This window comes from Enterococcus wangshanyuanii, from assembly GCF_002197645.1.
GTDB lineage: Bacteria > Bacillota > Bacilli > Lactobacillales > Enterococcaceae > Enterococcus_L > Enterococcus_L wangshanyuanii.
Map to the genome: position 1 here is coordinate 2,719,711 of NZ_CP021874.1, position 24,617 is coordinate 2,744,327.

Sequence of the window (24,617 nt, forward strand, 5' to 3'; positions counted from 1 at the left end):
GGGAGTGGAAGCATGAGCGAAAAATCTAATCAAAAAAGAATGATGGATAAAGTTAGAGGTGGTTACGCCAACCCAAGCAGCATCAAAGTTGTTTATCTAGGTCTTAGATATGGTGGGTTTTATTATGGCACTGTGATCGAGGCTAAAGCAAGATATTCGGGTAGGAGCGGTTTACCATACCCATATCCCAAATATAAGCATTGTCATTATCAAATCACTGACTGTGATGGCGATTTATACAGAGTCAGCGAAAATGGAATAGATTTTGTAAAGGATTGGTACCCTGTTTCTGATGATATTGAAGTAGGTACAAAGTTATGAGGACAACAAAAAAGCCTAGAGCCACAACTCTAGGCACCACGCTTAAGAACTCTAGGTCCGAGCGGTGATCGCTCGTAAATAGTGTATCAAAGATATAGCGTGATTTCAAATAGATTTTAGATGAGGTGGAGAAATGACAATGAAACGATATCTGCAATTTTATGATAATCATGAAATGGAAGTATCAGCTATAACAAAACTGAATGACTTTGCGGAGCGTTACAACAATCTAGAAGTAATAGGTTATCAAGTGGTATGGAACGAACAGATAAATAAAAAAGTAACTTATGTTTTAGTTAGTTATACAGTGGAGGACACAGCACATGGAAAAGATTGAGAAATTGATAGATGAAAAGATCAATGATTGGGATGATTGCTTAAACCGTCATTATGCTGGTGAGATACAGAATTCGGATGTATTAATCAGAGCTGCTTTATCGGATATGGAACAGCTCAAATCATCACTACCCAAACCAGTTGAGGTGCCGGAGTTTGTGGTGAAATGGTATGAACTCCATAAACGAGATTTAGAGCAGGAGATTTTTGACTTACATGTAGATTTGTATCAAAAAAATCTTGGCGATCGTACAGAGTTTGAAAAATGGGCTTCTTTTACCGAGAACAACCCAATCGAAACACTGATCCGCATGAAAGACGGCTACAAAGTGAAAAAAGAGCCGTTGTATTATATGCCAGTGCCGTGTCTTGATGAGACGTATTATGTGATTAATGAGAGTGGCATGGATGTCGCTTATGGTATAGGAGATAAATTTATGGGAAGTGAATTAGATAAATATTTTCCGGATATCAAGAAACTTGCTGTACCAGTGGAGGAGGATGCGGAATGAAACTAATTGTGACTAATCAAAATGGCGTAACGGAATATCAGCCGGATACAGAATCAATAACTTATGACGATATCATTGATTGTCTTTGTTACAATAAGCCCTTTACTTTCCATGATCAAATCAAACAAGTATTTACGTTCATCAATCCGAGTTTATGCGGGACCATCACTATCGAGGAGGCTGAAAATGGCAAAAGTCTACTGTAACTACGAAATGGAGTATCTTGACGAAGGCGTAACGGATAAATGGACTATTACAACAGATTGCAGCCAAACATTTAAGTTAACTAGAGACAATAAATGGTGGGCGTTTTATCAATCGACATTACAACCTCATGAATGTGGCACGTTATTAGGCGTTAAATGTCCATACTGTGGTAAAGAGGTAAATTTCTATGATCCGCTGTCAGAGACTTCTTGGCGGATGGAAAAGGAGGAAGCGCAATGACAGAGAAAATAAACATTGCGAAATTAAAAGAGACTGCAGAACAACTGCAAAATATCAAAAATGGTATTGGCACTAATGATAACAAAGTCAAGATGGATGCTTTTGTTGCTCTCAATAATTTAAACAAAGTTATCGGACGCTTAGAATTGGCTTGTGAAAACACCCCACCCTTTGCGGTCGGGGAGTATTACTTTGATAAAGACGTTAATAGAATCGTGAAAATAGAACATCACGAAACTAGTTATACAGAAATAAAATATTTGTCTGATGGAAAATTACAGAACAGCGTACTCTATAATCTAGCAGATTATTTCGATAAATGGATACAAGCCACCGCCGAACAGATAGCAACGTTTAAGCGTGCCGAGCAGTTTGCTAAGAAAGGGCGTAAGTTGGATGAATTTGAAATTTACGACGAAGTTTACGATGAATTACACGGTGTTGGCAAAGTGATCGCTACTGATACCGCTGGAGAGGTAACTGTCAGATACACCTATTCTATTGGCACAAAAGAGTACCGTTACGGTAAGGGAGTCTATGATCAGCTAGAACTCATCCAAACAGCCGAAGAACTTCAGGAGGTAGAAAATAGTGAAAGCTAGACCTATAGAACTTAAAGAGGCAAATGCCTATGTAGCAAAATTACATAGGCATCATCCTCCAGTTTATAGAGATAAGTTTAGATTAGCTGCAATTGATGACAACAAGATTGTCGGTGTCATCCAAGCTGCTAGACCTGTATCAAGGGGGCTGGATGACGGGAAAACGATTGAGGTTGTCCGCTGCTGTACCGATGGCACATACAATGCTTGTAGTTTTTTATATAGCAGGATTGCTCGGATAGCAAAACAAATGGGATATGATCGCATCATTACGTATATTTTAGACAGTGAGACAGGTAGCAGTCTAAAAGCCAGTGGTTGGCAGCTAGATGGGCATGTCAAGGGTCGCAGTTGGGATACACCGACTAGACGTAGAGTAGATAAGGCGCCAACTTGCGATAAACAAAGATGGATCAAACAACTGCAGGAGGTAGGGGATGAATGAAGATCAATTCTTTCTCATTTGCTTCATGATATTTTTGTTGTGGATGTTCACAATGGGAGTAATAGATTTATTCAGATCAAGAAAAAAGAAGTATCTTGTAACCTTAAGTTTTTGGCAGCCGTATGATTATACTGTGACTTTTGAGGTAAAGGCTAGGGGTAAAATCGATGCAGAACGACTTGCAATAAGTGAAGCGATGTATAAGCATCATATAGGTTACAGATCAATAAAAGTAATTTCTATTAAACGAAAGGAATGAGTAGGGATGACAAGAAAAAGATATAATTTCCCAATTGATAGATGCCCTTATTGTGGCGGAAAATCATTTTATATTAGTAGCAAAGCAAGTGGTACTACTTCTTTCTTTGTTAACTCAGATGGGACAGAATCGGAAAATGATTCAATGTATGACGGATTGAATCTCACACAAAATAAATACTGGCAATGTGGAGATTGTTATAAACGAGTGTTTAAAGATTCAGAAGTAGAACAGCTGTAAAAATAAACGAAAGGAGTAGGAGATTTGTCCGGACGCAAAAAGCTTTTTACTCCTTTGTGATTATTATGGAATACGCAGTTTATAAAGGCGATGACCTTGTCGCTGTAGGCACTAAACAGGAATGTGCAAATCAACTAAACGTTAAGCAATCAACGATTGAGTTTTGGGCAACACCTAGTAATTTGAAACGTGATAAAGGCAAGAGGACGGTTGCAGTGAGGATGGATGGTGATATCTGTGACTAAGAAAATACTAGATGCCTGTTGTGGCAGCCGAATGTTTTGGTACGACAAACAGAATAAAGATGTCCTGTACATGGATAACCGACAACTTGATGACACTCTCTGTGATGGTCGAGCGTTAAAGGTTGAACCTGATGTGATAGCAGACTTTAGACAGATGCCATTTGAGGATAATAGATTTTATCATGTGGTATTTGATCCACCGCATTTAGTAAAAGCAGGCGAAAATAGTTGGTTGGCCAAGAAATACGGAAAGCTTGATGAATCAACTTGGCCAAGCGATATCAAACAGGGATTTGATGAATGTATGAGAGTTCTTAAGCCTAACGGAACGCTAGTCTTCAAGTGGAATGAAGATCAAATTAAACTATCAGAAATTCTAAAAGTGATTGACTGCGAACCCTTATACGGTAACAAAAGAGCTAAAACTCATTGGATTGTATTTATGAAACCCACCAACTAACAGCACAGTTGGCGGAGGATTGGAGGAATAAGATGTTTAATCTATTTAAACGAAAACAAGAAAAACCGAAAGACTATGTATCAGATATTGAAGATTATAGTATGCGTGATTTAAGACCGATATTAGGCGGTCATCTAAAACACGGTTTGACCTTGTGCAAGTCATGGGAAAAAGAAATGCCTACAAGTGTTGCTTATTGGATACTAGTCAATACTTGGGATAAATCTGAGTTAGATAAATATGATAAAAAACTTAAAGAACTCGGATTTAGACAAGGTAGAAATGAGCGATATTACCGAAAAGACTTATGCCTTGATGAAATTAGAGAAGTAGATCAGAAGTTATTGGAGGGGTGAGGATGTGTCAATATTGCCAAGGAGAATATTTTAATAGACCAATATACGATACAGATTATATCAAGGCGTTTATCGAGGATGAGTCAAATGTATTAGTGATCGATGATGATTTTGTAACGTCATCTGTAGAGATTAATTATTGCCCGATGTGCGGCAGAAAGTTAGAAATCGAGGGAAATGAATGATTGTAATTTTAGTCTCTGTAATCTGCAGCATAGGAATAAATATTTTATTGTCTAGAAGGTTAGTTGATAAAACAACGGATATGGTAGCAAGTAGCGTAAAAGATACACTTGAAAGTGTCGAAGAAGAATATTCCAATTTTTTTGAAATACAAGAAGAAGGAACCGCTCGATATTGGTATATGAAAGGTGCTAAGGATTCGGCTAAAGCGATAAATGATTTAGTAACAAAAATTTACAAATAAAAAAAAGCAACAGGAATCAACCTGCCGCTCAGTAATTAATCTCGCACGTTAATTATACTATAAAACAAAGGGAGTGGCTAGGTTGTGAAGCTAAAAGCAACGGATTTTGAGGATATCAAAAAGTTATCAGGGAAAAATGCTATTGTTATTATTAGCAATGGACAGATAAAAAGTACTGAACTTCCAGAGCATGGGATTGTAGAGATCACAACACATGCTAATAAAGTAACTTTTGTTGAAAATAAAGTAAAAGAGAAATTTTAAATAAGTCCCACCAGACATACTGGAGGACACTTTAGCAAACGTAGAAATGCGTTTGTTAGGGTGTCCTCTTTTTTATTTCTAATACATAAGGGGGAAGCAAGATGCTAGATTGGGAGAATAGAGAAATATTGATCAGAGAATACAAAGAGGATCTAAAAGAAGCGAGTAGAGAACATCGAAAAATAGTAAAAAAAGAGAAATGGGAAAAAACTGCAGATGATATTAAAGAACAAGCGATTTATGCTGAAATCATTTCATCGACGCAATATGCTTTGTATTGGCTTGAACATGGGATAGAACGCCCTTTAGACGAAGAAGCAGCTAAAAAGATACCAAAACACCGCAGAGCTAAACATATTACTAATATGGATAAGGTATCTTATGATGTTTATCTCAATCAATATGAGGCGCCAGTCCAAGAGGTATACAGCGAGAAGAAAAAAGAACAATTAATTCGGGTAAGAGAAATTCTATCAAAGTTTAGCGATAGAGAAGCTGACCTGTTTTATTATATTCATACAGTTGGCATGACATACGGAGAAGCAGCTAAAGAAATGAAAATAGAAGTTGGAACAGTAAAATCCATGTCTCAACGGATAAAAAACAAAATTGATCGTTACTTTGAATACGGGCATCAAATTTCACTTTTCTAAAAATCCAAAATCTTGTAAACCATTCCCACCTATATATGAGAGGGCTAAAACGATAGATTACTCACAAAAAATAATCGTCAATGAATGCTTCTCTTGAAATCATGTCAGCCTACGGAAATAGGATAAAGTGACAAGCGACCTAGCATCGTTAAATAGATGCGCATTCAGCTAGGAGAGTGCGCATACATAATTGCGTTATCCAGAATTTTTTTATTTTTAGGTCCATAGAAAAATAACTTCTACATAAAAATGAAAGGAAGGGAGTGTATGAATTACTGGTATTTGAGTTTAAGTAAATCTTATCCGAGAGGAAAGACAAGACAAGCTCAATTAAAAAAAGAATTTACTTTAATAGAATGTTTCAATGAAGCGGAACCCAAAGAAATTGACGGTATGAAGTTGATTTACTTAGGATTTGGCTTTTTTAGTTGTGATCATATACAGCAAAATTATGATAAGCATAGAAGGAGAATAGAACATGTAAGTAGTAAAAGAATTTGAAAATGCTGAGGACTATGAACAATATCGTAAGATTATCAGAACAACAATGGCTCAATGGTTACAGCGCTTAAAAGCCGGTGAAATAAAGCTAACTTCTGTCAGTGATTTAAAAACGCTAATTGAAGCAGATAAAATACTTAGAGAATGAATAAATGTATATTTCCTCCGATTCATTAGGTATAATGACTTAAAGGAGTGAAATAAATGTCGAATGAAACTAAATTAGTATTGGATCATCTAGATCAAATGTATAGCTTTTATCAATGGTCAATAGGTATTTTTGTTACAGTAATATTGACATTCATTGGATTCATAACATTTTTTCAATGGAAAATCAGTCGAAAAGAAAAAGAGATTTTAAAAAAAGAAATGGAGATTAAGGTAATTTCAATTGAACAAGAATTAACTGAACGTTTTGAGATGAAAATGAAATACGCTGCTATAATAAGTTCGTTCAATTACTATAGGACCTTATTAGTTATTCAAGAGAGTGAAACAACATCTAGAGTTAAATACTCTGCTCTTTGTAGTTCGTCTAAAGCTTATTTGAAAAAGTTGAATGAAATGATAGAACTTATTGGAAAAGACGAAAAATTAATTTTAGAATATAAACAGAATCTTAGTCGTTTAGTAACCTCTAGTATTACAATGAACATTTTGGCGATGAAATTTGCAATAAAAAGTAATGAATTTACTATTGAAAACGAAAAATATTGTAGAGAAATATCATATTTGATTAACCAAGTATATTATTCAAATTTAGTACAACCAACTCCAGAATATAATAAACAACTTGAGAAGATGTCTGGAATGACACAAAAATATTTAAAGAAATGTGATGAGTTCATAAAGAAAAATGACTAAAGAAAAGAGGTGGAGTCAATGGCGGGTAACATAAAAGAACCATCAAAGAAAACTAAAGAGCAATATGATCTGTTCATTGACTCTTACTTACAATCTTTTAATGCTACTCAATCTGCAATAGCAGCTGGATATTCTAAAAAAACGGCTAGGCAACAAGGACATAGGCTGCTGACAAATGTTTACATTAAAGAAAAAATCAAAATAGAGATGAAAAGACTACGCGAGCGCATGAAAGACGAGGGCTTGCGTAGTTTTGCTATGCTTATAGGTATTGCGATAGATACTGAAGAAAAAATTCAAAAGCATAACGAAGCAGAAGTCGAAATCATCCGGATAAATGCGCTTATTGATGAAATTTCTCTTGAGCTTTCAGAGTTGGGACATCAACGTGCTGGAGTTCAAAGAGCTGCAGATGCAATAGACGGAAGGAAGGCAGATTTAAAAGAACGCAAAAGAGGATTGTTAGCTCATGTGGAAAATTTAGATGCGGAGTCCTTCGAATTGGAAAAGGAACGCAGAAAGCTATTCAATGAACGGTCTAAGCATGAGTTGTATTATTTACAAGTCAGGGATTGGGAAAAGCTGCAGAGTCTAAAAAAATCTATCTTCCAAGATATCCTTGATCGTGGTGGGTTTAAAGCAATCGATGAAATCAAACATAGTGGTGCCGTTAATGTAGGCAATCCGTTAGATGGATTAACAGAAGAAGAACTAAGGAGATTGGCTAATGGTCCATGACTTAGAAGCAATAGCAGATGAAGCCTTGAAGGAGTTAGCTAGACGATATTATGCTGACTTCTTTTTTCTGTCTCATGGGAAGCAATGGCAGCTGCTACGGCATCAAAGATACATCACTGATCGATTGCAGAAAATTATAGATGGCGAACAAAAATATTATATTATTGAGATTCCACCACAGCATGGAAAATCAACAGTGATCACTGAAACATTCCCAGCTTATTATTTGATGCGAAATCCTGATAGTCTAGCGATGGTTGTTTCGTATTCGGAAGAACTGTATAAAAAGTTTGGTCGAAAGAATCGTGAAAAGTTTCGTCTGTATTCTGATTCGTTATTTGGTTTGAATATAAGTTCTGAGACATCATCCGTTAGTGAGTGGGGAGTTGAAGGTCATTTAGGATCGCTTTATAGTACGTCTATCTTAGGTGGTGCCACAGGTCGTGGGGCTAGACTCCTAATCATCGATGACCCGATCAAAAATAGAGCGGAAGCAGAGAGTAAGACTATTAGGGATAAAATCTACAATGAGTGGCAAGATACTTTTTACTCACGTCTTACAGCTGATGCTAGCGTTATTGTTATCATGACTCGTTGGCATGAAGATGATCTAGCAGGCAGGCTGCTAAAAGAAATGACTTTGCCTTGGGAAGAAATTAAGATACCGGCGATCGCAGAGGACAATGATCTCTTAGGCAGAGAACCAGGTGAAGCATTAGCTCCAGAAATAGGTAAAGATGTTGAATGGGCGAACAAAACGAAAGCAGTCACTGGATCAAGAGGTTGGGCTGCACTTTATCAGCAGCGACCAACACCAGCTGGTGGTAATGTGTTCAAACGTTCATGGATTAAATTCTATGTTCCTTCTTTAGAAAAGAAAACAGAGCTAGGGCTTGGCGATGATGTAATCATATTGCCACGCCTTTTTGATCGTCAAGCACAATCATGGGATTGCACATTTAAAGATACCGATTCATCTGACTTTGTTTCTGGCCAAGTATGGGGGAAGAAGCGAGCAGATTTCTATTTGCTTGATCGTTACCATGAAAGAATGGGAATTGTCGAAACTATGAAGGCTATTAAGCACATGACATCAAAATGGCCAAAAGCTCGTGGAATTTACATTGAGGATAAAGCTAATGGTACTGCAGTAATTGAAATGCTAAAAACAAAGATTTCTGGTATTGTTCCAATCAATCCAGAAGGAGGTAAGGAAGTCAGAGCTAATGCAGTTGCTCCTTATTGGGAAGCAGGAAACGTTTATCTACCACATCCTTTGATTGCTCCATGGGTTAATGATTACGTTGAAGAACTAGTAGCGTTCCCTAACGCAGAGAATGACGATGATGTTGATAGCATGACACAAGCGCTCAATAAGATGGCAGGTAAAACCAGTTTGAGAGAGAGGTATCTAGAATGAAAAGTATCAGCTTCCACTTCACTTGAAATTTTGGTATCATCATTCTAAAGGAGTGATATATTTGACAAGAGATCAATATGTAGAGTCCGTTAGAGTGATGATGGATAATCAAGATAGGTATTTTATGTGGTTTTTAGGTATATTAGGCGTGGTATTAGTATTTGTAGGAATTCTACAGTGGAGGCTATCAAGTAACCAAATTAAAAAGATTACAACTGATGCTAAAGAAGAAGCTAGGAAAGAGATCATGGAAGAACTAACAAAAAACTACGGAATCAAAAGTATTAATACTTTATTATCTAAATCTAAAGAGTTTGAAGAAAAAATTACTAAAATTAGTAACTCTTTAGAAATGCTTGATTTTGAGAAGAGAAGATCAGAAGAGCTACAATTTTATAATGATCTACGTGAAATTCCAAAGACAGAAAATTGTACTTATGAGCTGCTTATGCTTCTAGCTACTCATTCGATTTATGTGTCTAAAGATGAGTTTGACATAGTTGCATTTGTTGAGGCTGCAAATAGAGACCAAATAGTAAGAGGTTTGGAGATGCAGGAAGATACGTTCGGATTTAGAGAATATATAAATGAATTACACAAAATGGAAAATCGTTCAAATGGTCCAAAAATAGAAGGTTACATTAATTCTATTGAAAAAATATATGCTGATAAACTGGAAGCTAGACGTTAGTCAAGCTTCTTTATTTTTGATTTAAGGCGGTGAGAACTTGGGAAGTGTAAAACAACAAGCAAAGTTACTAAAGCTAGACGGAAAAGAATTCCGCAATGATTTTATGGTGGGAAATGGTAAAGGCTATGGGAAAGATTCTCTTACTCGTCAAAGACCAGGAGCAGCAAAGATGCTTTCTATTGCTGACTTAGAAAATCTCTATAAATCAAACTCAATGGCCAAAAATATTGTTGATATTCCAGCTGAGGATCTAACACGTAGCGGATGGACAATCAAGATGGAAGATGAAAAGCTGAAGGCTTTGTATGAATCTAAGCTAAGGCAACTCAAAACTAAAGACAGATTGCAAAAACTATTTATGTATGAACGATTATATGGTGATGGATTTGTCAGTATTGGGATCATATCCAGCAATAAATTTGAAATGAGTGAACCAGTAGATACGAAATCTATAAAAAGTATTCCATATCTAAGTGCTTTCTCTGGTAAAAAGATTAGTAATAGGATTGTAAACGAAGATGTATTTAGTCCGAATTATGGGCAAATTGAGTCATTTCAGATTAATAATAGGCAGAGTACAAAGGTAGAGCTACTACATTCCTATAAAGTACAGCAATCAATCGAAGTCCATCATTCTAGGGTCTTACATCAACAAGACATGCGATTTGAGGATGAACTAGAGGGTACTTCTTTGTTAGAAAATCTCTATGACATCTTAACGGTTGTTGATACATCGATCTGGTCAGTGGGACAAATTCTTTATGATTATATCTTCAAAGTTTTTAAATCCAAAGATGTTACAGGACTTAGTAAAGAGGAAAAAGTAGAGCTAGCAATGGTAATGGACTACAAGTTCCGTACTGAAGCTTTGGCAATTATAGATGCAGAAGAAAGTTTAGGAAAAGAAAGTTCTCAGGTATCTGGCATCGGTGATCTATTAGATTTTGTCTGGGATTATTTAGCAGGAGCTGCACGAATGCCTAAGACTGTATTAAAAGGGCAAGAAGGTGGAACAGTAACAGGTGCCCAATACGATGTGATGAACTATTATTCACGTATTGCAGCAATGCAGGAAAATCAACTAAGACCTCATTTAGAATATCTAATGAGGTTATTAATGTGGGCAGAAGATGAATGCGGTGGTCCTATTGATCCTGATTCTATCGAATGGTCTATTGAATTCAATCCGTTGTGGAATGTGGATAGCAAAACGGATGCAGATATCCGTAAATTAACAGCCGAAACGGATAAAATTTACATCGAAACAGGTGTCAATGATCCAGATGAGGTACGTGAAGCCCGTTTTGGTCGTTTTGGAGTAACGGAGACATCAAAATTCAACGCTGATAGCTTGTCTGAGGATGAATTAGAAGCAATGGCTAAAATAGTCTATGAGAAGTACCAAAAGGACAGGAACAATGGCAAATAGAGTAAAAACACGCTATCCATTAAGAATCGAACAAAGTTACGGAAGAAATATTTCAAATCTTATTAATGAGATTGGGAAAATTACTTTAAATGAGTTTGATCAGACCTTATCAGCAGATATTGATAAGGAACGTCTGAAAAAAGACGATCGTTTTATACAAGATGGACTGCTGGACGTTGCTAATAAGCTCATAAAGAAAGTTAAAGTATTATCTTTAGGCGCTTTGGGCAATACGGATGCCAATAAGATAGCCACAAAATATTTGAACGGCGTTAATACTTTCAGTAAATCGAATGTCAATTCTCAGCTATCTGCAAAAGGTATTAATCCGTTGGAAAAAGAGTCATGGCTAAAGGAATACATGAAAAGTAAAATAGCTGAAAACGTCAGCTACATTACTAACATTCGCGATGAATATACAACTAAGTTTGAACAAATCATCTATCGAGGTGTTACTAGCGGTCAATCATCAAAAGACATGAGAGATGAACTAGTCAATTTAGTTGGAATCACAGAAAGTCGAGCTCAATTTATCGCTCGTGATCAAACAGGCACTATTTTGGGTCAGATGAACGCCCAAAGACATCAACGAGCAGGGCTTATTGCATTTATCTGGTCAGATAGTGGAGATGAACGTGTAAGACAATCACACCACGAACGGAATGGAAAAATCTATTATTATGCCGATGATCCATTATTGCCCGGTACTGATTACGGATGCCGTTGTGTTGCAGAACCGCTAGATGAAAAAGAAATAGAGGAATACTTGAAAGGAGGGATGTAAATTGGCTAAGTCAGCAACTAAGAGTGAGACAAAGAAAAAAGAAGTTACAGAAACCGTTGAAGCTGCATTGATTACGGAAGAAAAACCTAGCAAAACAACTCACACTGTATCAGAAAATGAAACATTATCAGAAATTGCTACTAAGTATCGATTATCTTTAAACCGACTGTTAAAACTGAACGAATTATCAAGTCCAGATGTTGCAGTAGGTACGCAATTAGTAGTTGAGTAAGAATTGAGGTGTAAATATGGTCATTCGATATGACAAAGCTCTCATCCAAGACTTTAAAGAGACGGATGGGGGCTATTTGACGATCTCTGCTTGTCCAATTACTAGACCAGGGGTTTTTCCTTATCGTAGGTCTGACGGTGGAGTATCGATGGAAGCTAAACTTCCAGAAGAACTGTTTTCATCTGCTACTGTTGTCTCTGCTAACGCAAAGCCAATGACCGATGACCATCCTAATGAGCCTGTAACCATAGATAATTACAGTAAATATGCTAAGGGTATGACTCATAATGATGCAACGATCAAGGATAACAAACTAGCTATCTCATTTACTATTACTGATTCAGACACCATTAAGAAAATTCGTGACGGGAAAAGGGAGCTTAGTATTGGTTTTCAAGCAGATGTAAAACAGGAACAAGGCATTTATGACGGAATGCATTATGATTCTGTACAGCGAAATATGCGTATCAATCATATTGCACTAGTCGATGAAGGTCGTGCTGGTCCAGAAGTTGCTATTCGTGGTGACTCTGTGGCTTTCATGATAGATAGTAAAGACAATAAACAATCAGGAGGAACGAACATGCCAGTATTAAGAATTGACAATAAGGATTACGAAGTTGATCCAGTGATTAAAGCTAATTATGATGCGATGGAAGCGAAACTGGATGCAGCAGAGCAAAAAGCAAGTAATGTGGAAGCCATTGAAGGGCAACGTGATGCATTACAAGCACAGGTTGATAACTTAACAACAGAATTAACTGCAGCAAAGGAAAAAGAGATCACAGGTGATGCTTTAGACAAAATGATTCAAGGTCGTGTGGATTTAGTGGCCAAAGCAACATCATTTTTAGGGGATTCTTTTGATTTCAGCGGTAAAAGTGATCGTGAGGTAAAAGAGGCTGTTATCACCAAAGCAAATAAAGACTTTAAAGGTGATGGAAAATCTGATGATTACATCAATGCCTATTTTGATTCTATGTCTGCTCTTGCAAAAGACAAAGGGTTTACCACTGGAGCAGTATTTACAGATGCAAAGGACAAAGAAAAGGAAAAAGAGGCAGAACTAGAAAAACTCAAAAATAAAAGAATGAACATGAATTCAAAGGAGGAAAAGTAAATGACCATTCCATATCCTGAAAAATATATGAAAAAAGAACTTGGTATCGGTAAACGTGCCAATTATCAAGATGTAGAAGTCAACACCAAATTTTCAAGTGAAAAAATTCCATTTGGTTCGCCAGTTGAAGCAGAAGAAGACAAAGTGAAAGTATTGGCAGACGGCAGATTTTATGGTGTAGCTATGGCAGATAATTATTCTGACGAAATTCCTTATGATAATGGTGAAAAAGTTGGACAATACACAGTCGATAAACCAGTGCCGATTTTGCGAAAAGGTGCTATTTGGGTTAAAGCTAGCGAAGATGTTAAAGAATCTGAACCAGCTGCAGCTACAGCTACGGGATTTAAAGTTGCAACTGCAAGTGATCCTATTGTAGGTGTCTTTGAATCGACGGCACAAGCTGGTGGATTAGTAGTGATTAAAATTAACTTACCATAACAGATAACAGGGAGGAAATAACATGTCAAACGTAACAACAACTTTAGAAGCACGAGATTTGGAGCATATTGATAAGACGATTTATCAGGCTCCACAAGAAGAATTAGTAGCACGTTCAATTTTCAATATTAAGTCAGATGTTCATCCAGGTGCTGAAACCTATGGATATTATGTAATGACTCGATCTGGAGTTGCTAAAATTATTGCTAATGGTTCTGATGATATTCCGTTAGTTGACACAGACTTAACTCGTCATCATCAACCAATTTACTCAATTGCGGATGCAGTTAGCTATACTGTTTCTGAAATTAGACAAGCACAAATGACAGGTAACTCAGTTGATACAACGAAAGTCGATGTTGCAAGACGTGCTATTTCAGAAAAGGAAAATAACATGATCTTCGTCGGCGATGAATCAGTTAAGCTGAAAGGCGTTGTGAATGCCGATGGAATTCAAGTTATGAATGCTAGTAAGAAGTTCAAGGATGCAACTTCCGAAGAAATTGTCGAAATGATTCGTGAAGCTAGAGCCAAAATTACGACGATACCTGGTTATCGTACTGCAAAATTGAAATTAATGGTTTCGCCACAGCAATATGAATTGCTGAATCGTCGTTACAGTGAATTTGATCCTAGAACTATTTTACAAGTGATTGAAGGTCATAAATGGTTCAGTTCGATTGATCCTGTTGCTGATTTAGAGAACCAAGGAACAGCAAAATCAGACTGCTTACTAATTATGGATGTAACACCTTTAACATGTGAAATTTTGATTCCTATGGATATCACACGTCATCAAGAAGAATATGCATCAATGAAGTGGAAAGTTCCTTTTGAAGAACGTTGCGGCGGTGCTTTGATCCGTACACCGTATGCAATTATTAGAGTAGATGGAATTTAGGGGGTGAAATGATAATGATTGTTAAAAATAATGGTAACTACATCCGTCATATCGGCGGAGTTATGCTGATTCCGGGAGTAAATAATCTAGATGAAAGTGATTCTAAGCGATTTGAAGAAGATATGAGTCTTGCTTTGAATAAGAAGCTAGTTGATTCAAAAGAAATTGAATTTACTAGCAGCGGAAGTGGAAAATCTGTAGACTCTATTACAGATATGAAAGTTCCTGAAGCGTCAGAACTAATCCAAGATACATTTAGTCTGGAGCTTTTAGAACAATGGATTCAAGATGAAAATAATAGTAAAAAACCACGAACTAGTATCATTAATCAACTAGAAAATCGAATTGAAGAAATTAAGAACCCTCCAGCTGATGATATTGTTGATCCAGAAAATTAGGGGGTTTTTAATTTGTCTAAAAGTACTGTTCAAAATGTGAGATTAACAGCTGCTGAATTGACAGGTGTAAGCGATGATGCGATTAAATTGTTCATCGATGATGCTTGGACAGAAGTCTCTACAAAGAAATTTCCAGAGAATATGCAGGAAAAAGCGTGTCGTTTCTTGGCTTGTCATTTGGCTGTGCTAAACAACCAGAACACGAAGTCGGAACAAATCGGTTCTCTGAAAAAAGAGTATTCAGGCTTTCATTCCACCTTTACGGACTTAAAACGTACGGTATACGGTCAAGAGTACCGCCGAATGCTTGATGAATATGTCACAAGCAATGGAATTACTTTGGTGGTGGTCTAATGATTATCAAGGATGAAAATAGTATTCCTAAGCTATTAGAGCAATTGAATGATCTCAGCCGTTACTCTTTAGAAATTGGTGTATTCGGTGAAGATGATTCATTTATGGCCATGTTGGCAAATGTTCATGAATTTGGATGCACGATAAGACCGAAAGGAAGATATCTAGTCATTCCTTTAGGGAAAAAATACAGAGATAAAAATCCGCGTGACTTTGACTTGTTTTTTATGAAGACAAAAGAAGGTCATGCTTTTTTAGTACGCAATAAAGGGAAAGAGCAACTTGAATTTGCATATATGCTAGCAGAGCAAGTGGTCATTCCTGAGCGTTCCTTCATTCGATCGACGTTTGATCAGCAGGAAAAGAGCTGGTCAGACTTTGTGGTCAGATTATTGGGGCAATTGATCAATGGCAAAATAACTGCCATAGAACTTTTTGAAAAGTTAGGTATAAGGATCCAAAGAGACATTCAAAAAACGATGAGAGAACTTTCTGATCCGCCTAACTCTCCAATAACCACACAAAACAAAGGTTCAAGTAATCCTCTGATTGATACAGGGCGTTTGAGACAATCCGTAACATATAAGGTGGTGAGCCAATAATGGAAAAAATGATGTTCGCTTCACTAGTTGCTGCTTTTGCAGTTGATTTTACTTTGATTCTTCCTACTGGCAATAAGGGCAAATATATCAAGGGTGAATGGGTACCAGATAATCAAGAACCTGTTGCAACAAAAGGAGCGATTATCCCATATGATGATCGTACTATTTATCAGAGTGGAGGTACACTCACGACTAGTGATCGACAGCTGGCTTATGTCGGTGACATCCCGTTAGGCTCCCATATTATTGATGCGGGTAAGGAATATAAAGTCGAAAGTGAAGAACCATTTCGTGAACACTATGCTGATACAAACCTCTATCGACTGAAAGCGGTGAGTAAAAATGGATAATACCTATGATTATGGTTTGCTTGCTGAAAACTTAATTAATCTTGTTGAAGTAGCAACAGAAAAAGAACTGATCGAGGATGCGACAACAGGACCGCAACCAAAAAGACCATTCTTTTCTTATTCTATTCCGTCACCGTATCTTCCAATAACTGTGGATATTGTGGATAATGAGCAATTTGAGTTGGTTGTCTCCTTAAAATGTCACACAGATTCGACCATTCAAGGCTTGAATTTAGCAACTAGATTGCGAAAGTATCTTACTAGCTTTGAAGGGAAACTATTGTTAAAAGAGAAGGATATGATCCTTGTATCGATAACAAAGGTCGGTAAAAGAGACAATTTTATCAGTATAGAATATGAACGTTTAACAGGCTTTGATGTCCGCTTCCGAGTGCGTGATGCATACGTGGATAAAGTACAAGAAATTGAAAATATAGATATTTAGGAGGAATTAATAAATGATTGAAAAAATCTCAGATGTTAATGTCAAGATTGATATCCAACATCCTCAACCAATTGTCGGTTTAGGCAATCCAGCAATTTTTGTCAAAGGGACTTTAGCCGGCTACAAAGAATATACTAGCCTAGAAGTATTGAAGAAAGATTTTGCTGATACTACAGCAGCATATAAGAAAGCCAAAGCGATTTGGGATCAAGAAAACAAACCAAAGACGATCGCGATTGTTTCTTATGTGGAAGATAAGATCACTGAAGCTGCAACTAATTACTTTTACAATGATTGGCATTTTGCATTGTTAGATGAATACTCTGAAACTAATGCATTGGCCCTTTCCAATTTGATTGAAGAAAATAAATTCAAGTTCTTGGTGGTTCAAGTTGCTACAGTAGCTGAATTGACTGTTTTCGAAGGCAATACTTTAACAATTGGCTTAGTGCATCCATTAGAAGAAGCTTTAGACGCTGCTTTGATCGGTAACACAGGAAGTTTACCTGTTGGTTCTGTGACTTGGAAATTCCGCAATGGTTTAGTAGGAATTAAAGCAAATGCTGTAACAATCGCTGATTTGAATGCAATCGAAAAAGCCAATGGCATTGCTTATGTTACTAAAGGTGGAATTCCTCAAACGTCAGAAGGAAAAACTATTGGTGGCGAATACATCGATGCTTTACATGGTGATCATTGGGTGAAATCGAATGTAGAAACGAATGTGCAGCGTTTGTTATCAACAACAGATAAATTAACTTTTGACTCTAATGGTATCGCACTATTAGAAAGTTCTGTCGCTAATGTTTTAGAAACAGCATTTAATAATGGAATCATCGATATTGTAGATGAAACAGGTGCCGGTAATTACAGCGTAACGGCTTTAAGTCGTGATGATCTTGATCCAGAAGATATTGCAGCACGAAATTACAAAGGTTTATCATTTACTTACAAACGATCTGGAGCTATCCACAGTGTGGATGTCTACGGCACAATTGAGGTCTAAGAAGGAGGAATATAGATAATGGAAAGCATGACAACCTATGATGCTAAGGAAGTATCAACGATTATTGACAACGTGGTAATGTTTGGGTTCCAAGATGGGGATATGGTTTCTTTCTCGAAAGACAACTCATATATTGAAGTTCAAACGGATGCACAGGGTCAATCTAGTGCAGCGAAGAATAACGACAACTTGGGAACATTCACGATCAACCTTTCTCAAAACTCACCTTGTAATAAGCAATTAATGGCTTTGGCTAATGGTCGAAAAGAGTTTCCTATCTCGGTTACTCATTCATCAGAAAAAGCATGGGCATCTAAAGCCTATATCGAGAAAACACCAGACGGTTCTTTCGGTAAAGGTGTTCCAACACGATCATATACAATCAAGGCATTAGACTACAAACACGAATACAACTAGCACTTAGTTTTTACTAAGTGCTTTTTATTATGAAAAAACAAAAATTTGGAGGAATTATATCATGACTAAAAAAGATGAAGTAAAAGAATTGGAAGCAAAAAACAATATTCCAGATGCGGAAAAACGACCATTCAATAAATTCGGGAAACAAGAAACCCACGAAGTAAATGGCATCGAATATAAGTTCCAGTTTCCAGGAGTAAGAGCTGCACAACAAATTTTAGATAATTCAAAAGGACCAGCTGGGATCTTTGTAGATGAAGCTTACAACAAACAATTAATGGATACGGTTATTGTAGAACCTAAAACGGATTGGGACTATTGGGATGAACATGAAGGATATCGGGAGGTAATGGGCTTAGCCGATAACTTTCTTGGTCGATTGCTTAACTAGTCCTAATTCACGTGTAACGGAGCGAAAGGTGCAGAAAGAAATGCACTTTTGGCTCCCTGTTATCGCAGGTATAGCAACAAGGGAAGAAATAGAACATGCTACAGCAGAACAATTAGCAATTTGGAATGAAGTAGCTTATCAGAAAATTAGTTTAATGAAAGGTGGTGCTATTTAGTGGCGGATGCATTAAGAAAATCGGTCATTGAACTAGATTGGAAAATAAATGGTTCATCCTTACAAAAGGCAAATGAAGAAACTGATAGATTAATTGCAAAGTCTGGTCAGATGCAACAAGCATTTAATCAAGGGGCTTCTGCAATTAATAGCACCACTAATTCTATTAGTAAATACGGCAACACCGCTCAACAAGGAACGAATAATGTTGTTCAAATGGGCGCAAAAACTCAATCAGCTTTTAGAGGAACCAATAGTGCTGTGCAGGCTAGTACAAACAATGTTGTGCAGTTTGGATCGAGAGGGACTAGTGCTTTCAGCAGTGTTGGTTCCTCTGCTACGTCAGCTAAATCAAATGTCGTCAGCATGACATCTGCATTAAATACTGCAAGCAATACAGCTGGATCACTTGGCACAAAGATGAAGTCTTCAATTACATCTGCTAAAAATAATGTCATTGATCTTTCTAGCAAATTTGGTGGTTTATCAAATTCAGTTACTGGAGCAACGGGCAAAATTGCTCAATCTATAGAAACTAGTGTAAACAAACCATTGAATGTTGCGAAAGGTTTATTAGGTGGTTTGTTAGCTACAGCAGGTGTTGCAGGTGCAGGATCATTATTCAATGCCGGTATTGATCGTTTAAGTGCAATCGAAGATGCGAAGTTATCTTTAGACGTTATGATGGGTGATTCAGGAAAAGCACAAGCTTTCATGGATCAAATATTGGACTTTGCAAAGACAACACCTTATGCGTTTACTCAATTATCATCCAGTGCTAAAAATCTATTTGCATATGGAATGGAGCAACAGAATATTGTTCCGACGTTGAAAGCTATCGGGGATTTAGCAGCTGCATCAGGTAAAGGTGCAGGAGCGATCGATACCTTATCCAATGCCTTTGGTAAAATGCAAGTTATGGGGAAAGTATCGACCGAACAATTGAATACAATCACCGAAGCGGGTGTACCAGCACTTAAAATTCTAGCAAATGAAGCAGGTACGACAGTTGAAGAAATGCAGAAGCAGATCAGTAGCGGATCTATTGAGTCAGGAAAGGCTATTGCTACAATAGTAAAAGGAATTCAAGAAGGTTCTGCTGGTATTGCTGGAGAAACACAAGCACTTGGTGGCGTAATGGAAAAATTAAAAGGCACATGGAAAGGTTCATTAGATTCAATGAAATCTGCTGTTACCGGAACTATGGCCACGTTAATGACACCAGCGAAACCTCATATACAAGCAGGTATGGCTTGGTTTGCTACTCAATTTAAGAAGCTTCCTGATATTGTAAATTCTACAGGTAAATTTTTAGAGCCGGCTTGGGCACCTACCAAGAAGGCTTTTTCTAATATGCAAAATTTCTTTTCTAATACTTTTGTTCCGTCAGTCAAAGAAGTTGGTAGAGAATTAGGACCGCACTTCTTAAAGGCTGGGGTAGCAAGTATCAATTTCTTTAGCGATACTATCACGACCTATGCAAAACCAGTTCTTGTTGGAGCAAAAGATTTCATTGTGAAAGATTTTATTCCAACAGTCGCTGAACTAGGTAAGACGATGGGTCCTAGTTTTATTGATGGAGGAATATCTGCTCTAAAATCTTTTGGGTGGGCTGTTGATAATGTTGTTAAGCCACCTCTTAAATGGCTGAAAGAATATTCAGAAGAACATCCAGAACGTATGCAAAAAATGGCTAAGTTTGCTGGTATTGGTGTAGGTGGACTACTTCTTTTCAATAAAGTTGGCAAGCCGATCATGGGTGCTACTGGAAAAGTTTTTGGTTTGATAGGTGCTATTAAGAAAATTGGATCTACATCGATTGCCGAAGCAACTAAAAGTAAGCTTGCATTTCAAACGATTGGAAATTCTGCACAATCAGCTACTCAATCCGTTAATGCTGGAAGTTTAGTAGATGATGCAGGAAATCTTATCGCTCAAAGAAGCAAAGTAAAAACTCCATCTAAATTAGCTGGTGGTTTAAAGTGGTTTACTAGCGGTAATGTCGGGGCAGAAAAAGCGTTTGTACCTGTAGCTAAACATGCTGGTAAAGCAACTATGGGAGCAAAAGCTGTAGGAGCGGTTAGCAAAGTTGGCGGAGCTGTAAAAGGAGTAGGCAAGTCTATACCTGGTATTGCTTATGTCGCAGCAGCTACCAATTTGATTGGTACGAATAAAAATAACGTTGGCGATAAACTAGGTGGTTCTGGTGGAATGCTAGCTGGCGGAGCAGTTGGAGCCAAACTAGGTGGATTAATCGGAACAGCAATTGCTCCTGGTATTGGCACTGCAATAGGTGGAGCAGTCGGAGGAATCGCAGGAACACTTGCAGGCTCGAAATTTGGGCAAGCAATGGGGAAATCTATTCAAAAGAATTGGCCAGCTATCTCTAAGACTATGGGTAAAATGTGGGAAGGTGCAAAGAATAATATTTTCATCGGACCATTAGTTTCTGGTATAGACTCAGCTGCTAAGCAAGCAATATCTATTGGAAAAAAATCTGTCAAAGCAACACAGGACTTTTTCGCAAAGCCGTTTGATACAAAAGTAAAGTCTAGTAAGGATGTTTCAAAAGATTCAGCTAAAAAAGTTAACTCTTACATGGCTAACCAAGAGAAAGTTATAGAATCTCAAGTGAAACTTAAAATCACTGGTAAACCAATGACAGATGCCGAATTCCAAGATGTAATGAAGACTTATGATGCAATGGAATCTCAAGTTACTAAATCTCTAAATGCTAAAAAAGATAAGTCATCAAAAAATATGGATAAACTTTTAAGCTTAGGTGCATTGGATCAATCGACCGTCGATAGTGCGAAAAGGTCACAGGAAGAATTAGCTAAAATTAGAGTTGAGAAATATAAAAAAGGAAATCAGGATTTAAAAAGTCTTTTAGAAAAGCAAAGGCAAGAAGAAGTTGAAGTAACTCAAAAATACGAGAAAAGAAATTCAGATATTAGAGAAAGGGCTAGTAAAGAGCGAAGAGAGTTAAACAAAAAAGAATTAGATGAAATCAAGAGAAATGAATGGTTAAACGAAAGTGAATTGCGCGGTATTAGAGAACGATATGGAAAAGAACAAAAAGAATTAAATTCAGAGCAAACTAAAAATGCTGTTGGAGCTTTATCAGAATCTGCTAAAGAACAGAAAATTATTTTAGGGAATCTAAAAGATGCAACTGGGGAAATTTCAGCTAAGCAAGCAGCTAATATAGTTTCTCAATCATATAAAGCAAAAGAAGGTTCGATTAATGCTGCAAGGGAAAAATATGACGAAACGAAAAAAATTCTTGATGAAGAATACTATGTCACTGGATCAATCAGTAAAGCTGAGTACGAAGAAGCTGTAAAGAATGCAAAGCAAACACGAGATGAATCAATTGCAACAGCAGAAGAAACACATAACGGTGTTGTTGAACAAGCCCAAAAACAAGCAGAAGGACATTTAGATTCAGTAGACTGGGAAACTGGACAAACGCTTAGCAAGTGGGATAACTTCAAGGTTGGATTGTCAAAGGCAGTAAATCTTGTTACAGGTGGGATAAGTTCAGTTTTAGAGTTTTTTGGACTTCCAAGAATACCCAAATGGGAACCTAAAGGATCATCTAATTCTTCTGCAAAATCAGGATCAAATAAAATTCCTAATAAGTATAAAGGGGATATGACATCATATCAAGGTCCTGCATTTGTTGGTGAAGAAGGTATCGAACTTGCATATGATAAATCACGTTCAGAGACTAGAATATTAGGTTCTAATGGTCCAGAAATGACACATGTTCGATCTAGCGAGAGAATCTTAAATCATAAAGATACAATGGCCGTCTTAAATGGTGGTATGGGTGCAGGTTCTGTCTTGCCGGGATTCGCAGAAGGCAAAGGGAATGGACTAACTGATCTTGTAGACGGAGCCAAAGATTTTGGGGCTAAAGCATGGGATAAAGCGAAAGATGTAGGTGGTAAAGTAGTCAGTGGTGTAAAAGCTGGTGTTGAAACTGCTAAGGCGTGGTTAGGTGATCCTATTGGTCAAGTCAAGGCTTTAGTAGATAAACATAACCCATTCAAAAAACAGAACAACACAATTACTGACATTGGTTTTGGCACAATGAATAAAATCAAAACTAGTGGTGCCGATTGGGTCAAAAATAAACTATCCGAATTCAAAGACTTTTTTGCATCTGAAGAAGGAGCTTCTTTTGGTGCTGGGGCTTATGCGCCACATTTTGGTGCGCCGTTCCAAAGAACTTCTCCTTATGGTCCGAGACCTGGACTCTTTGGTGATTTCCACACAGGTATTGATTATGCTGCACCTACTGGAACGCCTTTACCAGCTCAATTTCCTGGTACGGTAACATATTCTGGCGGAGCAACTGGATATGGTAATTTAATTAAAATCCAAGTAGCAAAAGGCATTGAAACATTATACGGTCACATGAAATCAGTTAGCACTAAAACAGGTGATACTGTAAAAAGCGGAGAAATTATTGGTGCTGTTGGAAGTGAGGGCTGGTCTACTGGGCCGCATGTCCATTACGAGTTACAAGCTAATGGAAAACACGTTAACCCTGATACTTATGGACAAACTGGAGCTAGTGTTGGTTCTGGTGGATGGGAACCGCAAGTTAGAAAAGCAGCTAAACAAATGGGGCAAACTGCTAGTGATGCTGAGGTTAATGGTATTCTTGCACAAATCCAACGTGAATCTAGCGGTAACCAAAGCATCGTGCAAAGTAGTGCAGTGTGGGATGTCAACACAGCATCCGGGAATCCAGCACGAGGATTATTGCAATATATTCCTCAAACATTCGATGCTTACAAGCTAAGAGGCTATGAAAATATCATGAATGGATTCCATCAGCTTTTGGCATTCTTTAACAACTCCAATTGGAGAATTGATTTGCCATACGGTAGAAGCGGTTGGGGTCCATCAGGTCACAGGATTAAAGCCTATGCCAAAGGTGGTCGTCCAACAAAAGGGGAAACAGTGTTAGTTGGTGAGAATGGTCCTGAATTATTTGAAACTGACACAGCAGGAACAGTACATCCTCATGAAAAAACGAAAAGTCTTTTTGCACAAGGAGCACCACAAATCAATTTTAGTCCTACGGTCAATGTGGAAATTAAAGGTAATGCGGAACCATCTGTTGCTGGTAGTATCAAGGACGCTGTAAGACAAGTATTAGATGAGGAATACTCTAAATTATTGAATATTTTCGGCACAGGAGGTGTTGTCTAATGGCGCTCATACAGGTTGGTAATACTAAAATATACGTGGTGAATACTTCTGAAGGCGATGCTAGTTCGGCAAATGTTTCTCAGTATCCAGTCGAATCTGGAGCACCAATAACAGACAACATGATGTATATGGGAGGGCAAGTCACTGTTAGTGGCTTCCTTCTTGATGAAAAAGGTTCTACAGCTGAAAAAGCATATTCGACATTAGTTGATTGGCAAAAAAATGTTAAATGGATTACGTATCGAGGGAGAATGTATTTTAAAAATGCAGTTATACAAGACGTTAGTAGATCGTATGATCGATATAAAAATGGATTTGGTGTAACTATAACGCTGCAGCCAATCAGGATAGCTAAATCGATATGGGAAAAGATTCCTCAACCACCAGTGGCTAAGCAACCAGTGAAGCCGTCAAATGCTGTCTATGTGACGGTGCAACCAGGTAATACTTATTGGGGATGGTGGCAGCAATACGGAACATCCATCCAACAATTAAGAGATTGGAATAAATGGCCAGATCGTTTTATACCAATTGGAGCAAGAGCCAGAGTGAAATAGCGA

38 protein-coding genes are annotated in these 24,617 nt (G+C 37.4%); all 38 read left to right on the top strand.

Translation table 11 applies throughout. The features are described 5' to 3' along the window. Positions 1-12 precede the first annotated feature (12 nt). The 38 genes from CC204_RS13505 to CC204_RS13685 all read left to right on the top strand — a co-directional run bounded on the left by CC204_RS13505 (position 13) and on the right by CC204_RS13685 (position 24,614). On the top strand, positions 13-321 hold the full coding sequence (locus CC204_RS13505) for a hypothetical protein (RefSeq protein WP_088270638.1): 309 nt from the start codon (positions 13-15) through the stop codon (positions 319-321). Between the two features lie 139 nt (positions 322-460). Next, positions 461-658: a hypothetical protein gene (locus CC204_RS13510; RefSeq protein WP_088270639.1), complete on the top strand. Its 198-nt coding sequence runs from the start codon at positions 461-463 to the stop codon at positions 656-658. Beyond that, a complete protein-coding gene (locus CC204_RS13515) occupies positions 645-1,169 on the top strand; it encodes a DUF1642 domain-containing protein (protein ID WP_088269562.1) in 525 nt (174 codons plus the stop codon). The genes CC204_RS13510 and CC204_RS13515 overlap by 14 nt, the downstream gene beginning before the upstream one ends. Continuing rightward, entirely contained in the window at positions 1,166-1,375 is a 210-nt protein-coding gene (locus CC204_RS13520) for a hypothetical protein (RefSeq protein ID WP_088270640.1), read from the top strand. Before CC204_RS13515 ends, CC204_RS13520 begins: the two co-directional genes overlap by 4 nt. After that, complete coding sequence (locus CC204_RS13525; RefSeq protein ID WP_088270641.1) at positions 1,356-1,616, top strand: hypothetical protein; 261 nt, start codon at positions 1,356-1,358, stop codon at positions 1,614-1,616. Before CC204_RS13520 ends, CC204_RS13525 begins: the two co-directional genes overlap by 20 nt. Then, positions 1,613-2,218 carry a hypothetical protein gene (locus CC204_RS13530; protein WP_088270642.1) on the top strand — a complete coding sequence of 202 codons (606 nt, stop codon included), beginning with the start codon at positions 1,613-1,615 and terminating at the stop codon, positions 2,216-2,218. Before CC204_RS13525 ends, CC204_RS13530 begins: the two co-directional genes overlap by 4 nt. After that, positions 2,208-2,663 (top strand): XF1762 family protein, encoded by a 456-nt coding sequence (locus CC204_RS13535; RefSeq protein WP_088270643.1) that lies wholly within the window; start codon positions 2,208-2,210, stop codon positions 2,661-2,663. The genes CC204_RS13530 and CC204_RS13535 overlap by 11 nt, the downstream gene beginning before the upstream one ends. Next, on the top strand, positions 2,656-2,922 hold the full coding sequence (locus CC204_RS13540) for a hypothetical protein (RefSeq protein WP_088270644.1): 267 nt from the start codon (positions 2,656-2,658) through the stop codon (positions 2,920-2,922). Before CC204_RS13535 ends, CC204_RS13540 begins: the two co-directional genes overlap by 8 nt. A 6-nt stretch (positions 2,923-2,928) precedes the next feature. After that, the gene (locus CC204_RS13545; RefSeq protein WP_088270645.1) at positions 2,929-3,162 is read left to right on the top strand and encodes a hypothetical protein; all 234 of its coding nucleotides are present in this window, start codon (positions 2,929-2,931) and stop codon (positions 3,160-3,162) included. Between the two features lie 65 nt (positions 3,163-3,227). After that, positions 3,228-3,407 (top strand): hypothetical protein, encoded by a 180-nt coding sequence (locus CC204_RS13550; RefSeq protein WP_088271677.1) that lies wholly within the window; start codon positions 3,228-3,230, stop codon positions 3,405-3,407. 31 nt (positions 3,408-3,438) lie between these two features. Continuing rightward, positions 3,439-3,867, top strand: coding sequence for a class I SAM-dependent methyltransferase (locus CC204_RS13555; protein WP_227011260.1), 429 nt, complete (start codon positions 3,439-3,441; stop codon positions 3,865-3,867). A 32-nt stretch (positions 3,868-3,899) separates the two neighbouring features. Next, positions 3,900-4,223, top strand: a complete 324-nt coding sequence (locus CC204_RS13560) for a hypothetical protein (RefSeq protein WP_088270646.1) — start codon at positions 3,900-3,902, stop codon at positions 4,221-4,223. A gap of 2 nt (positions 4,224-4,225) precedes the next feature. Beyond that, complete coding sequence (locus CC204_RS13565) at positions 4,226-4,408, top strand: hypothetical protein (RefSeq protein ID WP_088270647.1); 183 nt, start codon at positions 4,226-4,228, stop codon at positions 4,406-4,408. After that, a complete protein-coding gene (locus tag CC204_RS13570) occupies positions 4,405-4,650 on the top strand; it encodes a hypothetical protein (RefSeq protein WP_088270648.1) in 246 nt (81 codons plus the stop codon). The genes CC204_RS13565 and CC204_RS13570 overlap by 4 nt, the downstream gene beginning before the upstream one ends. An 84-nt stretch (positions 4,651-4,734) precedes the next feature. Beyond that, entirely contained in the window at positions 4,735-4,914 is a 180-nt protein-coding gene (locus CC204_RS13575) for an XtrA/YqaO family protein (protein WP_088270649.1), read from the top strand. Positions 4,915-5,015: 101 nt separating this feature from the next. After that, the gene (locus tag CC204_RS13580) at positions 5,016-5,567 is read left to right on the top strand and encodes a sigma factor-like helix-turn-helix DNA-binding protein (RefSeq protein WP_088270650.1); all 552 of its coding nucleotides are present in this window, start codon (positions 5,016-5,018) and stop codon (positions 5,565-5,567) included. A 267-nt stretch (positions 5,568-5,834) separates the two neighbouring features. After that, the gene (locus CC204_RS13585) at positions 5,835-6,068 is read left to right on the top strand and encodes a hypothetical protein (RefSeq protein WP_188634513.1); all 234 of its coding nucleotides are present in this window, start codon (positions 5,835-5,837) and stop codon (positions 6,066-6,068) included. Positions 6,069-6,272: 204 nt separating this feature from the next. Further along, on the top strand, positions 6,273-6,932 hold the full coding sequence (locus tag CC204_RS13590; protein ID WP_088270651.1) for a hypothetical protein: 660 nt from the start codon (positions 6,273-6,275) through the stop codon (positions 6,930-6,932). A gap of 18 nt (positions 6,933-6,950) precedes the next feature. Further along, on the top strand, positions 6,951-7,670 hold the full coding sequence (locus CC204_RS13595; RefSeq protein WP_088270652.1) for a terminase small subunit: 720 nt from the start codon (positions 6,951-6,953) through the stop codon (positions 7,668-7,670). Beyond that, positions 7,660-9,090, top strand: a complete 1,431-nt coding sequence (terL, locus tag CC204_RS13600) for a phage terminase large subunit (RefSeq protein ID WP_088270653.1) — start codon at positions 7,660-7,662, stop codon at positions 9,088-9,090. The genes CC204_RS13595 and terL overlap by 11 nt, the downstream gene beginning before the upstream one ends. Positions 9,091-9,151: 61 nt before the next feature. Then, positions 9,152-9,781, top strand: coding sequence for a hypothetical protein (locus CC204_RS13605; RefSeq protein ID WP_088270654.1), 630 nt, complete (start codon positions 9,152-9,154; stop codon positions 9,779-9,781). A 37-nt stretch (positions 9,782-9,818) separates the two neighbouring features. Then, positions 9,819-11,210 carry an anti-CBASS protein Acb1 family protein gene (locus CC204_RS13610; RefSeq protein ID WP_088270655.1) on the top strand — a complete coding sequence of 464 codons (1,392 nt, stop codon included), beginning with the start codon at positions 9,819-9,821 and terminating at the stop codon, positions 11,208-11,210. Beyond that, positions 11,200-11,994, top strand: coding sequence for a minor capsid protein (locus tag CC204_RS13615; protein ID WP_088270656.1), 795 nt, complete (start codon positions 11,200-11,202; stop codon positions 11,992-11,994). The genes CC204_RS13610 and CC204_RS13615 overlap by 11 nt, the downstream gene beginning before the upstream one ends. 1 nt (position 11,995) lies before the next feature. After that, positions 11,996-12,226: a LysM peptidoglycan-binding domain-containing protein gene (locus tag CC204_RS13620; RefSeq protein ID WP_227011155.1), complete on the top strand. Its 231-nt coding sequence runs from the start codon at positions 11,996-11,998 to the stop codon at positions 12,224-12,226. A 16-nt stretch (positions 12,227-12,242) separates the two neighbouring features. Beyond that, entirely contained in the window at positions 12,243-13,346 is a 1,104-nt protein-coding gene (locus CC204_RS13625) for a DUF2213 domain-containing protein (protein WP_088270657.1), read from the top strand. Continuing rightward, the gene (locus CC204_RS13630; protein WP_088270658.1) at positions 13,347-13,787 is read left to right on the top strand and encodes a structural cement protein Gp24; all 441 of its coding nucleotides are present in this window, start codon (positions 13,347-13,349) and stop codon (positions 13,785-13,787) included. 22 nt (positions 13,788-13,809) lie between these two features. After that, a complete protein-coding gene (locus tag CC204_RS13635) occupies positions 13,810-14,688 on the top strand; it encodes a DUF2184 domain-containing protein (RefSeq protein ID WP_088270659.1) in 879 nt (292 codons plus the stop codon). An 8-nt stretch (positions 14,689-14,696) separates the two neighbouring features. Next, positions 14,697-15,086: a hypothetical protein gene (locus CC204_RS13640; protein ID WP_157894291.1), complete on the top strand. Its 390-nt coding sequence runs from the start codon at positions 14,697-14,699 to the stop codon at positions 15,084-15,086. 12 nt (positions 15,087-15,098) lie between these two features. Then, on the top strand, positions 15,099-15,440 hold the full coding sequence (locus CC204_RS13645; protein WP_088270661.1) for a DUF4054 domain-containing protein: 342 nt from the start codon (positions 15,099-15,101) through the stop codon (positions 15,438-15,440). Next, entirely contained in the window at positions 15,440-16,042 is a 603-nt protein-coding gene (locus CC204_RS13650; RefSeq protein ID WP_088270662.1) for a hypothetical protein, read from the top strand. The genes CC204_RS13645 and CC204_RS13650 overlap by 1 nt, the downstream gene beginning before the upstream one ends. After that, the gene (locus tag CC204_RS13655; RefSeq protein ID WP_088270663.1) at positions 16,042-16,392 is read left to right on the top strand and encodes a hypothetical protein; all 351 of its coding nucleotides are present in this window, start codon (positions 16,042-16,044) and stop codon (positions 16,390-16,392) included. Before CC204_RS13650 ends, CC204_RS13655 begins: the two co-directional genes overlap by 1 nt. Further along, positions 16,385-16,837, top strand: a complete 453-nt coding sequence (locus CC204_RS13660; RefSeq protein ID WP_088270664.1) for a phage neck terminator protein — start codon at positions 16,385-16,387, stop codon at positions 16,835-16,837. The genes CC204_RS13655 and CC204_RS13660 overlap by 8 nt, the downstream gene beginning before the upstream one ends. 13 nt (positions 16,838-16,850) lie before the next feature. Then, positions 16,851-17,843 carry a DUF3383 family protein gene (locus CC204_RS13665; RefSeq protein ID WP_088270665.1) on the top strand — a complete coding sequence of 331 codons (993 nt, stop codon included), beginning with the start codon at positions 16,851-16,853 and terminating at the stop codon, positions 17,841-17,843. 18 nt (positions 17,844-17,861) lie between these two features. Further along, positions 17,862-18,260, top strand: coding sequence for a phage structural protein (locus tag CC204_RS13670; protein ID WP_088270666.1), 399 nt, complete (start codon positions 17,862-17,864; stop codon positions 18,258-18,260). 61 nt (positions 18,261-18,321) lie between these two features. Next, entirely contained in the window at positions 18,322-18,654 is a 333-nt protein-coding gene (locus tag CC204_RS13675; RefSeq protein WP_088270667.1) for a hypothetical protein, read from the top strand. A 28-nt stretch (positions 18,655-18,682) separates the two neighbouring features. Beyond that, complete coding sequence (locus tag CC204_RS21200; protein ID WP_157894292.1) at positions 18,683-18,829, top strand: hypothetical protein; 147 nt, start codon at positions 18,683-18,685, stop codon at positions 18,827-18,829. Then, entirely contained in the window at positions 18,829-24,057 is a 5,229-nt protein-coding gene (locus CC204_RS13680; protein ID WP_088270668.1) for a peptidoglycan DD-metalloendopeptidase family protein, read from the top strand. Before CC204_RS21200 ends, CC204_RS13680 begins: the two co-directional genes overlap by 1 nt. Then, the gene (locus tag CC204_RS13685; RefSeq protein ID WP_088270669.1) at positions 24,057-24,614 is read left to right on the top strand and encodes a LysM peptidoglycan-binding domain-containing protein; all 558 of its coding nucleotides are present in this window, start codon (positions 24,057-24,059) and stop codon (positions 24,612-24,614) included. The genes CC204_RS13680 and CC204_RS13685 overlap by 1 nt, the downstream gene beginning before the upstream one ends. The last annotated feature ends 3 nt before the right edge of the window (positions 24,615-24,617 follow it).